Source organism: Clostridium sp. K13, assembly GCF_019734195.1.
Taxonomy (GTDB): Bacteria; Bacillota; Clostridia; order Clostridiales; family Clostridiaceae; genus Clostridium.
The window spans coordinates 132273-145630 of sequence record NZ_JAASHM010000004.1; the positions used below are offsets into that span (position 1 = coordinate 132273).

Annotated in this window: 7 protein-coding genes; 1 reads left to right on the top strand and 6 read right to left on the bottom strand. The window is 26.8% G+C overall.

Annotated elements, in window-relative coordinates; translation table 11 throughout:
• Positions 1 to 189: 189 nt before the first annotated feature.
• Positions 190 to 1056, bottom strand: coding sequence for a transporter substrate-binding domain-containing protein (locus HCG76_RS04510; protein ID WP_221698777.1), 867 nt, complete (start codon positions 1054 to 1056; stop codon positions 190 to 192).
• 352 nt (positions 1057 to 1408) lie between these two features.
• Between HCG76_RS04510 and HCG76_RS04515 the strand changes: the two genes are divergently transcribed.
• Complete coding sequence (locus tag HCG76_RS04515; protein ID WP_204572388.1) at positions 1409 to 2491, top strand: PRK06851 family protein; 1083 nt, start codon at positions 1409 to 1411, stop codon at positions 2489 to 2491.
• A gap of 60 nt (positions 2492 to 2551) precedes the next feature.
• Here the strand turns inward: HCG76_RS04515 and HCG76_RS04520 are convergent, their stop codons facing one another.
• The 5 genes from HCG76_RS04520 to HCG76_RS04540 all read right to left on the bottom strand — a co-directional run bounded on the left by HCG76_RS04520 (position 2552) and on the right by HCG76_RS04540 (position 13279).
• Positions 2552 to 6058: a beta-N-acetylglucosaminidase domain-containing protein gene (locus HCG76_RS04520; RefSeq protein WP_221698776.1), complete on the bottom strand. Its 3507-nt coding sequence runs from the start codon at positions 6056 to 6058 to the stop codon at positions 2552 to 2554.
• Between the two features lie 303 nt (positions 6059 to 6361).
• Positions 6362 to 7636, bottom strand: a complete 1275-nt coding sequence (locus tag HCG76_RS04525) for a 4Fe-4S dicluster domain-containing protein (RefSeq protein WP_221698775.1) — start codon at positions 7634 to 7636, stop codon at positions 6362 to 6364.
• Between the two features lie 606 nt (positions 7637 to 8242).
• Positions 8243 to 8878, bottom strand: coding sequence for a putative bacteriocin export ABC transporter (locus HCG76_RS04530; protein WP_221698774.1), 636 nt, complete (start codon positions 8876 to 8878; stop codon positions 8243 to 8245).
• A gap of 24 nt (positions 8879 to 8902) precedes the next feature.
• The gene (locus HCG76_RS04535; protein ID WP_221698773.1) at positions 8903 to 11098 is read right to left on the bottom strand and encodes a DUF1430 domain-containing protein; all 2196 of its coding nucleotides are present in this window, start codon (positions 11096 to 11098) and stop codon (positions 8903 to 8905) included.
• 21 nt (positions 11099 to 11119) lie between these two features.
• Complete coding sequence (locus HCG76_RS04540) at positions 11120 to 13279, bottom strand: extracellular solute-binding protein (protein WP_221698772.1); 2160 nt, start codon at positions 13277 to 13279, stop codon at positions 11120 to 11122.
• Positions 13280 to 13358 lie beyond the last annotated feature (79 nt).

Genomic DNA, 13358 nt, shown 5'->3' on the forward strand with positions numbered 1-13358 from the left:
TTGATAAATTAAAAGCCTTTAGTTAATTAAATAATTAATAGCGTTAGCAGAATTAAGAATTTGCCCCAAAATTCTTAATTTCTTGATTTTCAATAGGTTCTGCTATAACTAAATTTTATAATTTATTCTAAAGTTTATTCTTACTAAAATAGCCCCAATTTAGTAAGCAAAACTTTACAATATAATTAACTATTCGTCTTCTCCAACTATTTTTACACTTCCAGCTAATTCATTAGCCTTTACTATATACTCGTCCATCTTTCCAGTTTCATTTAACTCTTTAATAACTTCATTTACTTTAGCTAATAATTGTTCATTATTTTTAGCAACACCTACTGCATTTCCACCTGTTTTTTCTTCGTATGTTGGCTCTCCAACTGCTAATTCTGGATTACTTTTAACTGCCATTTCTGCAACTGGCTTTTCCATAACTATTGCATCAACTTTTCCAGCTTTTAATTCTAAAATTAAATTATTAACATTAGCTAATTGTTGTAAATCAACATTTGGAATTTCAGCTTTTGCAATTTGCTCTTGAGTAGAACCTAATTGAACACCAACTTTTACCCCTTCTAAATCTTTAAATGTCTTAAACTTGTCCGCATCTTCTGATCTTACTAATATTCCATGTTTTGAGTTATAATAAATTTCTGAGAAATCTACTACTTTAGCTCTTTCTTCGGTAGGGTTCATACCTGAAATTACTAAATCAACTTTTCCTGCAGGTAATGCTGCTACTAATGCATCAAAGTCCATTTCTTGAATTACTAAATCAACACCTAGTGCATCTGCAATTTCGTTAGCTATATCTACATCAAAGCCTCCGATAACGTCTTTTCCATTTTCATCTATGTAGTGAAATTCATATGGTGCATAGTCTGCACTCATTCCAACAACTACTTTTCCCTTTTCTTGAATTGTATTTAATAAATCTTTACCTTCACCTTTATTTCCATCTGTAGTCTTGTTATCTGCTACCCCACATCCAACAAACCCCATAGTCATTATTCCTAATAATGCACATGCAACTACTTTTTTTATTAATCCTTTTTTCATATTTAAACCCCCCTTATTATTACTTGTAAAACATTTCCTTGACTATGGTATAATTATACATCATACAATCATATTTATGCAATAGTTTTTTATATTTTTTTATTTTTTTTATATTTATGCATAAATTCTATATTTAAAATGAATATTTTTAGTTTTTTTGCGTTTTTTATAAATAAAGAATGTATATTTTTTGTTAGTATATTGTTTTTTTATACACTAATTCTGCATAAAAGTTTTTTTTATATTCATTAACCATTAAAGTCATTGAAAATATTTATTTTATTTTGTCCATTTTTTCGTACATATTGAATAAAATATTATGAACAACTTATATTTATTTAGGAGTGATTTAATGTCTACATTAAAGGAAAGACATCTTTTCCCAGGTGGAAATACTTCAAAAGGGTTCTATTCATTTTATAGATATGTACTTCCACAAGATGATGCCAAACGTATTCTTTGTATAAAAGGTGGTCCTGGAACAGGTAAATCTCAATTAATGAAAAAAATTGGAGCTCATTTTAGTCAAAAGGGCTATACAATTGAATATCACCATTGTTCTTCTGATCCTAATTCTTTAGATGGGATTTTAGTTAAGGAATTAAACATAGCTTTATTAGATGGTACTTCTCCTCATATAGTTGATCCTATTAACCCTGGTGCTGTAGATGAAATACTTAATATGGGTGATGCCCTTGACATGGATATGCTTGCTAAAAAGAAAAAAGAAATAATCTTATTAAATAAAGAAATAGGTAAAAACTTTAAAAGAGCCTATAGATTCTTAGGTTCAGCTAAATGTATTCATGATGATTGGAGTAATTTAAATTATGAAACTTTAGATTCTAATAAAATTTCTAATCTTCTTGAAAACTTGAAAAATAATATTTTTAAAACTGATAAGATAGGCTACGGTAATGAGCGTCATTTATTTGCTACTGCAATTACTCCTGACGGAATAATTACTTATGCAGATTCTTTAAGCTCTGATTTTAAGAAAAAGTATGTTTTAAATGGTGGCCCTGGATTTGGTAAAACTGATATTTTAAAATTTATAGGTAGTTGTGGCCAAAAGAAAGGTTATTTTATTGAATATATGCATGATCCTTTTGTTCCTGAACGTATCGAGCATATATTTATTCCTGAAGTTTCTACTTGTATTATAACTAATAATGAAATTAATCAAGCTAATTATACTGGTATAGACTATAATCTTCTTGATTACACAAAATTTAATTTATCTACAAATAAACTTGATGATATAAAGTATAATTCTGAGTTATTCTACAATTTAGTTAATAAGGGTATTTCTTTGATTCATAATGCTCATGTATTACATGATGAATTAGAAGCTTATTATATTAAAGCAATGGACTTTTCTGTTGCTGATGATATTTATGATAAAGTTATTAAAAAATTAGAAAAATACGAATAGTTAAAATAGAAATGAGAACTACAGGTTAATAAACTTGTAGTTCTCATTTTTAAAATTTAATTATTTGTTTTTCTTTTTTAGAGTTAATACACCAGCTGTTGAAAGTATTCCACTTATTGCAAGTGCTACTGCTGTTGCTTCTACTCCTGTGTTAGGTAATTTACCTGGCTTATTATTTCCGTTATTTGTTGGAGGTACTGGTTTAACATTTTCTCCTGGTTTATTATTTTCACCTGGTTTATTGTCTTCACCTGGTTTATTATTTTCACCTGGTTTATTATCTTCACCTGGATTTGTTGGATTCTCAACTAAAGAATCTATTGCTTTTGTTAAAGCTGCTACAGCTTCATCTACTTCTTCTTGAGTAGCTTCTGCATTTGCCATTACTTTCTTAGCATTTGCTAATACTTCTTGTAATGATGCCCATGTTTCTTCTGTATAGCTATCAGCCTTAAGAGCTTCTGCTTTAGTAATTAAAGAATTTAATTCTTCTTTATTAACTTCAGAAACTTCTTTCTTTGTTGAAGTTCCTATTTCATGAATAGTTGGAGCAACCCCATCCCATGCAATCTTTATTTCAAATACATTATTTAAGTTAGATGTATCAAATGTATTTATGGCTTTAGATAAAGTACCAACTTCATTCCATCCACTTTCATTTCTTACAGAAACAACTGCATCTGAAGTAGTTGATGGATTTTGTATTACTGTAAATTGAGTTATATCTGTATTTTCAGAAACTTTGTATACAAGACTTCCTGTTTTTGGAGCATTTACTTGTGGTTTAAATGCTGTACCTAACTTACCATCTATTAATTTAGTTGGCTCAAATTTAGCTTCTGCAGCTGGTCTAATATCAAATGTAACATCATTGTTTGAATATTCTAATGCTAAATTTGTAACATTAAATTTAACTGCATCTTTTCCATTGTTTATTAAACGAGCATATCTTGCTGCAACAGTTTTTGTTGTATCTTCTACAGCTGTCCATTCAACACCATTAATAGAAGTTTCTAATGTTAACTTATCACTATTTGTAATCTCTGAAGTAATATTTGTTAATTCTCTAATCTTATTTAATTTAATACCTACATATTGTCCTTCAGCTAATGTAATATCATTTAAATCTGTAAGTGTTGCATTAGATGGTAAAATATCAACTTTATTTTCTGCTAATGCTTCAACATTTGTGTAAACATTTCTTATTATATGATCTGCATCATCTTTGTTTATTGAGAATTCACGAACTGATATCCAGTTATTTAAAATTTCACCAGTTGGAATAGCTCTTACATATTTAGCTGTTACATTTAAATTGTCTATAACTATCTTTTGAAGGTTTGGACCATATGCTTCACCATTTAAATCAGTCCAATTTTGACCATCCATAGAGTATTGGAATTTAACATAGTTAAATCCATCTCCAGCTCCTGGCTCACCATGTTCAAAGATTATGTTATTAATTTCTGTTGGTTGATTTAATTCTACAGCAACAAAATCTCCCTCTTTAGCAGCTCCACGTACCCACATACAAGATAATCTAGCATTATCTCCATCTACTATATTTTGAATATGTCCCCAATATAAGCTTGGTCCCATATTTGTATATGGTAAAAGTGTTAATATATTTGTATCTGGATTTATTGTTTGGTTAACTTTTTCACTAATTATTCTTGATAAATCTTTTGCAAATGGTATTAATTCTTTTGTACCTGGTTCTGGTCTAGTTTGTCCATCATTTATTGCAGGAACTCTATGAGTTCTTGAAGCAGTATATTCTTCTTCACCTTGTACATAATACTTCATTGCTTCATCATAGTTACCTTTTTCTAAAGCAACTGCTGAATTTACATATGCAATTGTTGATTCAGCTATATCTCTTAATGAATCAACCCAACCTTTAATTTCGTTCTTTAATAATTCATTTTTAGATTTTTGTGCAAAACTGTTTGTAGCATTTAAAATTTCTTGATATTCAGCTAAAACAACTTTACTATATTCTAAAATAGATTCTCCAGCGAATAATTTTCTTCTAAACTCTTCAATAACTGGTCTTATTTCTTCAGATTCTTCTAAAGCTAATCCATGCCAGTTTGGAGATGGATCACTCATGTGCTTAGCAAATGTATATAATTCTTCAGATGCATCTTCATCTATATATTTGAAAGAATCTTGCCAACTCTTATCCATATCAAAATCTGCTCTGTTCCAACCATAGTCAGCTATTGCAAATAGTGCTACCTTTGAAGCTTGTGCTTCTTGCATTGGATTCGTTACTATACCTTTAAAGTTATTAACTTCTGGATCTAGCATTTCACCTTTACCCATTAATAATCTTTTTGAATTAATATCATTAACTGGCCAGTTTAACCACATGAATGCTTGACGTCCAACTGCTTCTTCAAAGAATTCGAAAGTATCTTGAGTTACATAACCAAGAATTACGTCACCTGTCCACATGATATCAACAGTTTCTGGCATTGTACCTATAGTCTTTAAGTAAGCATTGTTAACATCCCCACCAGCAGACTCTTTTGTATATACTTTAGGAACGAAGATTAAATTGTATACATCTTTTTTAGATAATCTCCACTCTTCTAAATCTTCCATAAGCTTTACTTGGTTTGATTCATCACCTTCAGCATCATCTGCAAGTACACCAAATTGACGTACACCTATGTTGTATAATTGTTCAAACTTAGCAATAATTTTTTCTAATTCAGCTTGATATGTTTCTTCTGTTGAGAAGTCCATTCCATCCTTTAAGAATGGGTGAATTGTCCATATGAATTTATTTTTTGTTGCAGTACCAACATCAACTAACTCTTTTATTTCAGCTAATTTTTCATCTGGATATAATTCTCTCCACTTAAGGCTGTGATATTCATCATCTTTTGGTGCAAAGATATAAGCATTCATCTTAAAGTCTCCACCAAACTCCATTAAGCTCTTTCTGTTTTCATTGCTCCATGGAATACCATAATATCCTTCAATGAATCCTCTCCATTGACCATCAGAAAAATCTTTGATTACTAAATTTCTGATTTCAGATCCTTCTAATTGCTTAAATATTAATTTTAAAGTTGTAATTCCATAAAAAGCAGCATCTGTATCTTTTCCTAAAACAGCTACTACATTATCTTTTACTGATAATATATGAGAATCAAAGTTCTCAAAATGAGTATTATCATTTAAATTATTTTCTGTAAAATAATTATCTACAACTCCATTTGAATTATGTAATCCAACTAAAAAGTTTGTTTTATCGCTTTTTACTTCTGTAGTTACTTCATATGAAATGCTCTTAATAGATAATACTTCCATAAGTCTATTTTTTGTAGCATCGTCAATACCTTCTTCAAAAACAACATTTACATCGTTACCTAAGTTTAATGTTCCGTCATTGTATTCTACACTTTGAGGTATAGGATATATTTCATATCCTTCATCTTGTTTTTCTACAGCTTGTACATTTTGTACTAACACATTTGGTAGTAATGCAACTAACATAACTAGTGTCATTACTTTAGCCATAAGTTTCTTTAAATTTTGAGCTTTTAATTTCATTCTCAAAATTCCCCCTTTGTTAATATTAATCTATTGCATAACCAATAAAACAATGTTTTATTAGGTTTTACAAACTCATTTTTTTATTTTTTTCTCATTAATAATATGATTTATTTATAAAATTTAAATTTTAAGACAAAAAAAAGCTGAAAAGGATATAATAATCCTTTTCAGCTAATGCTCAATAGTTATTGATGGCACGCTAAATTTAACTTCTATATTACAATAACACTATATTACTATACAAATTATAACATTTCAACCATTTGTTTTACTTTTTTATCTTTAATTTTTAATATTAAGTTACTTAGTATTTAATAATTTATCTAAGTATACAGATTTCATTTGTTCACTTGCCATTGCCTTCTTTACTGGTGAAAGCTTTAATATTGATGATAATATTGCTGCCATTGCTCTATGACTTGTTAACCCTCTATTATCAAAAATAAGATTTGGTAATTGTCCTTTTTCAATTGCCATAAGTACAACTCTATGAACTGATGTTGCTGGAGTTATTACTCTCTTTTCTCTTGATTTAAGCATAAGGCTATTATTAAAACAGTTTCTTACACATACCCCACAACCTAAGCATAAGTCCTTATCAACCTCTGCTACTGTTTTCTCCATTGGTGTTCCTTCATTTATAACAACTCTCTTAATTGCTCCAACGGGACATTCCTTTACACATTTCCCGCAGTTTACACATGTATCTTTATTTACTTCTGCAATAAAGTTAGTTGTTTCTACAGGATGCATTACTCCAAACTTTTTAGCTGCAAGCATTGCTTCACAACAGCATCCACAACAATTACAAATGAAATTAACTCCCTTTCTAACATTCTCACCACATTGTACTAGGTTACTTTCATATGCTAAATCTAAAAGCTCTAAGCATTCTGATACATCAACTTTTCTTGCATGACCATATTTAATTAATGATGATGCTGTTCCATTAAAAGTCATACATATATCCATAGGTGAATCACATGCTTTACCCATGTGTTTCATCTTATGCCTGCAATAGCACATACTAATGCCTATATCACTTGCTGTTTTTATAATATGTGAAGCCCTTTCATAATCTAAAATTTCTACTGAATTATCATTTGTAAGTACTTTTTCCTGTACATATACTCTACCTAATTTAGTTTCTGTACTGTAAAATAAGTCTTTTATGAAGTCCTCTTCCACATTTAAATATTGATAATATAACTCCGCTAATAAATGTTGATCTACATCTCCCCTAGTTCTCATCATACTAAATTCTAAGAACCCAGCCATTGGTGGTGGTAATAAAAATGTTCTTTTACCCTCATGCTCCATATCTAATAAAATAGCTCTGCTAGCTAATTTATTTAGTATTTTTTCTGATTCTACTGACTTCATTCCCCAAATCTTTGCTGCTTTTTCTATAGTAAATGCTTGTATTGGGAGTTGTGCAACTAGTTCAGCTTCTTTTTCATCGAAAAGTACCTTTAATATTTTATAAAGTGTTTCTGATGCAGGGGCCCCCTGTGGGAATCTATTTAATCTTTCTTCTAAGCTTTTGTATGCTGATTTTCCAACTACATGTGACATTATCTCAATATCCTCCATTTAACACCTATAGTTTTTACTATTATTTACAATTATTTTCTATATCACTTAATTTTATTCATAGTGTTGTTAATTAACATCTAAAATATTACTTTCTCATAAATAAAAGTCAGATATATTATTTACCAAATAGTAATTAATATATTTGACTTTTATTTAAAAACTTATTTTATTTTTATTTTTGCATAGCATCATAGTTCTTCCAAATTTGATAGCCATCTTCTTTAGCATACTTTGTATAAACTAACGTATTATCACTTTCATCTTCATATACTGTTAAACTTTGAACAAATTGAAATGCTGCATCACTATCATCAGAAACCCCTTCTAGATTTCCACCAAATGCGCTTATTCCACCTAACTTTTCTAATTCTTTAGGTGCTTTCTTTTCAGCAACTTCACGATCAAAATAATAAGCAGTATCACCTATTACTATATATGGTAAAATGATTCCATCTTCACTTAATACAACCTTATATGTACTATCTTCGCTTACAAAAAACTTTTCTTTTTCTGTAGAGAATTTATTTTAAATTTTATAGACCTGCGGGGTCAATCCATATATTGAATTGACCCAGCAGGTAATTTTTATAATTCTTTTATATTTATTTCTCTATTACACATATTAGCTACTGTTTTATCATGTGTTACAAGTACAATTGTCTTTCCTTCATCATTTAACTGCTTTAACAACTTTAGTATTATATCTCTATTATCTTCATCCAAAGACCCTGTAGGTTCATCAGCTAGTATAATATCCTTTTCCTTCAACATTAATCTTGCTAAGGCAACACGTTGTTGTTCTCCACCACTTAATTCAAATATCTTATTATTTAATTTATCTAATAAGCCTACTTTCTCTAAAGCTTCTTCTTTTAATCTCTTCTTATTTTTATTTTTAACATACTCTAAAGCAATATCTAAATTTTTACTTACTGTATAATTATCTACTAAAGCATAATTTTGAAATAAATAACCTATATTATCCCTAAATAATTTTAGTTTTACTTTTTCCTTATCAAAAGGATTTTTATTGCTACATATTACTACTTCTCCGGAATCAGGCTTATCTATCAACCCAATAATATTTAATAATGTACTCTTACCTACCCCACTAGGCCCTGTTATTGCTACCATTTCCCCTTTTTTAATTGAGAAATCTAAGTTCTTAAATAAATATTTATTACTATAGCTTTTATTTATATTTTTTAATTCTATAATCATCTCAATATCCCTCTTCTTTAACCTCTATTTTGTTTTTAAAACGCTTAATATCTCATTACTCTCTATCTTCTTTAATACTACATACATAATTAATATTTCTAATATTGCAAGAGAAATTATTATTTTTAATGCTTCTAAAATAGAAGACACTCCTAAAATATATCCTCCTATTAAAATTCCTATCCAAGTTCCTACTATTAATAAGATAAATTTATTATGTCGCCTTATATATGAATATCCATTTATCTTTTTTATGGCATTAATATACTTATTTCTTTGTATATAATTTATTATCATATATATTGATAATAATATTTCTAAAATTAAAATTATTATCATTGAAATAATGTATTCATTAATTGTATTTTCTAATTTATAAATATATGAATCAACCTCACTATATAGGGTATTTGCACTAAGTATATCCTTTTCCATATTTAATTTTTTTATATCACCTGATATTTTAGAGTACGCATCTCCCTCTACACTTCCATCAACTTTTGCAAAGAAACTTCCACCACTTATAAAACTTAGATAACTATCTCCCCCAATATTTTCTGAATTTATTACAATATGAATAGCATCTATAATAGCATTTTGATTTTCTATCTCTAACGATGGATTGTATAAAAATGATTCTTGTCCATTTTTAGTATATATAATTTCAATTTTTACCTCTGGATGTTCAATATCTTCATTATTCATATATTCATTATAAATATCTTCATCTATAAATCTCCTAAACTGATATATTTCTTTATATACTTCTAACAATTCATCTTTAATTTCCTTATACTTTTCTGGAACTAATATAATTAAATAATCCCCATACTCATCTTCTATAGAAATTTCGTTACCATTTACATCATATATTGGATTTTGCCTTAAGTATTCTGCATTTACTTCTAGCGCATTTCCATCAATAGGATCATATTCTTTTCTATTTTCTAATCTTTCCTCTTCATAAAACCTATTGTATAAAATATAGTCTGAAGGAGATATAAGAAGTCCACCCTTATTATTATAGTATTTAAAAAACTCCCTACACCTTAAACCTTGATTATAATTCCATATTATTTGTTCTGTATCCCTATATTTATCACTCATATTAACATATACATAATTATTTGTAGTTTTCCATTTTTCTAAATTTTTGTTTTGATATATTAAACTATTATAACTACTTAGTAAATTCATTATTATTGCTACTAACACAATAGAAAATGATAACTTACTAATATAATTTAAACTTTGAATAAGTACCATTGGCTTTTTATTATTTAACATATCTTTTATTTTTATATTATCTATATTTAATGACACTACCATTTCTATAAATATTAAAATCACTGAAAACATTATTAATACAATAATTAAAATTTTAAAATAATCTAATACGTAATTTAAGTTGTTATAACAATATAAATATAACCCTACTATTAAAATTGAAAGCATTAAGGTTCCACAATGCATTATTAATACTTCTTTAAATAAGTCCTTGAATATTATTTTACTATCTGAATGTCCTAACATCTTTTTTATAGCAAACTCTTTATATCTGAAGATTATATAATATATAAAAGCTAGTACAACTGATATTAGTAATATTAAAACTAATATTAAATACTTTATTTCTATAGTATTTAATATACTCCCTCCATTAGTTATACTCCCTCCATCTCCATCATATAATTTACATTTTAGTCTATCTGTAAATTCTACTTTTATATTTTCAAATTCATTTATATCATCTGTTTGAACTAAATATTCTCCAATAACATTTTCATTTACAGCTTCATTTAACCCCTTTATTCTTATAATTAAATTTCTATTAAAAACTCCAATTTCTTTATTTTCTGATGATAAATATCCTTCATTTAAAATTAAATTTTCAATTGAGCCATTATATTTAATATGAAATTTATCTTTTAATTTATTTTCATCTGCTAAAGCAGTGTATACAGTTATTATCATATCCTCTGAGTCCGTTAACTGATTATATACTACCTTATAAATATTTATCCCTATATCTTTACTTAGTTTATCTATTTCATTTAATAGATTTTCATTATCTATGCTATTTTCAAATTCATCTATTCTTATACTTTTTACATTACTTGTATATACTGCTTCTAATTCCTTAGTAGAATATACTTGTAAATATATAAATGAAACTAACAAATAACTAATAGTTAATATTCCTATAATTATTTTTTTCATAAATTCTCACTTTCCTTTTCCCTATTCTGATAAATAAATTTCCAAATTATCATTTATTTTATTTATCGCCTCTTCTATATTTATATCCCCTTCAATATAGCTTATAAATTCATTCTTAACTTTATCTAAAATAATACTATTGCTATTAATAACCTTATTTAATGAAGAAGTATAATTTGTTATATTCTCAATATCATTCTCTGTTAATTTTATAGCTTCTAATAAATCACCTTCACCATTTTCATCCATAATGACAACTCCAGAGTCATAATCTTTAATTTCATATAAAACGCTTTTAAAAACTTCTTTATTAACTGATAAATTGCTAAGCTCTGTATTATAAAAGCTTCCTTTCAATATTGAATTAATAAATTCTTTAGATATATCTTTATTTTTAGAATTTGAATTTACTGAAATAATATCTTTTGGTTTAAAACAATTCTCATTATTACTATTCCATAATGAATATTCACAATTATATTGCTTCTGGACTCCACTTAAAAACAAAATATCCTTATAGCTATTTATATTACAAATATTTATATTGGCATTTTTATGAACTAAATATAACGCAAGAAAATTATCTATATACTGCCTGTTATCTTGAATAATCTCTTCTTCATAATCTGATAAATTGCTAGCTGTTAAATCATAAATTTCTTTAAGCTTATTTAATGAATCTTTTATAGCTTCAATATTTAAACTTTTATCGTCTTTTAATATATTAGTAGATATACTATCATAAAAGGTATCAATAATTTCTTCTGCTGACGATATATTTAAGATTATCTCTTCATTATTTATGTTTTCTTCACATTTTAAAATTAAAGAATTTAAATCTTTTATATCAGATACATCTTGTCCTATAATTATTGGAATACTAAAAGCTGTAGGAATAGAGTATATATTACCATCCTTCTCATACTCATTAATTATATTATCAAATAAACTTTCTTCATTTTTCTCCACTATATCATTTAGGTTTTCTAGTATTTTTTTCTCAATATAGATATCTGTATTTAAGTGATCTAAAAATAAAATATCTGGACCTTTACCGCTTAAAAGTTCTGTATTTAAGGCTAATATAGCATCATTTTCATTTATTTCATTATTTTCTGATATACCATATGTATATTTAAAGTCTATTTCTGGATAACTATATTTAAAATTTAACAGGTAATTTCTTATAGTTTCATTTTCATATAATGAATAAACAATAAATTCTTCTTTATTATTTTCCACATTAATTCGTAGCTTTGACTCTCCAAATGTATATTTATATAGTTTATCTTCATCTTCACTATTTACTCCGTAGGCTAATATATTACTGTCATCTAACACTAAAAACTTGTTTAATTTTATATCTGTATTATTTAATTGAGTATTATCTATATTAAAAAGTAATTCTACTTCATTGTTATCATGTTCATACTTATATATTCCTTCATCACTTTTGAAGTAAATATCATCAGAATTATTATTAGTAAAAATAATACAATTATTATAATCACTTAATTTCTCAACAGATTTTATAGCTTCACCTGTTTCTATATCGTAAATAGCTATTAACTCCTTATCACTATCATCAATAATTAACCTATTATTAGATAATTGTATTTGGGGCATAATAACATCCTTATATTCCCTAATTAAATTGCCTTGTTCTAAATTATAATGTAGTAATTTTTCTTCAGCTTCAAACTGTATTACTAAATCCTTATTATTTATATATATTTCTTTAGCTTTATTTTCTAAACTTAAGTTAGATACTTCATAATCATTAATATCAGCTAATAATATTTTTTCACTCTTATTATTCTCATCTAAATAATGAATAACTACTTTCCCATTTGAATTCAAATCAGCTGATATAATTTGAGTAGTATCTTTTATTTGTGATTTTATAAAATTCACCTCTTTTTTTTCCCATTCTTCAAAATCTTTGTTGACTTTAAAATATACTAAGTCATCATTATTATTACTTCCTAATATTAATAAACTCTCATCATTTACCTTGATGATTTTAAATATTTTATTTATTTCCTCTGAAATCTCAATTTTTTCTTCCGAAACTAAGGTGTCTTGAATACTTTCTTTTTCTTTATTAGAGCATCCAGTAATATTTATTAAAATTAATATACTTATAATAAAAATATTACATATATCTTTAAACTTCTTCACATAATATTCCCCCTCAACCTTATATTAAAATTTATTAAATTCCTACTTATAAAATTTTAAGTAGGAATTTAATATTTCT

Excerpts from the sequence above, each read along its gene's own strand:
- HCG76_RS04510 (WP_221698777.1), bottom strand. The coding sequence starts at position 1,056 with ATGAAAAAAGGATTAATAAAAAAAGTAGTTGCATGTGCATTATTAGGA.
- HCG76_RS04515 (WP_204572388.1), top strand. The coding sequence starts at position 1,409 with ATGTCTACATTAAAGGAAAGACATCTTTTCCCAGGTGGAAATACTTCA.
- HCG76_RS04520 (WP_221698776.1), bottom strand. The coding sequence starts at position 6,058 with ATGAAATTAAAAGCTCAAAATTTAAAGAAACTTATGGCTAAAGTAATG.
- HCG76_RS04525 (WP_221698775.1), bottom strand. The coding sequence starts at position 7,636 with ATGTCACATGTAGTTGGAAAATCAGCATACAAAAGCTTAGAAGAAAGA.
- HCG76_RS04530 (WP_221698774.1), bottom strand. The coding sequence starts at position 8,878 with ATGATTATAGAATTAAAAAATATAAATAAAAGCTATAGTAATAAATAT.
- HCG76_RS04535 (WP_221698773.1), bottom strand. The coding sequence starts at position 11,098 with ATGAAAAAAATAATTATAGGAATATTAACTATTAGTTATTTGTTAGTT.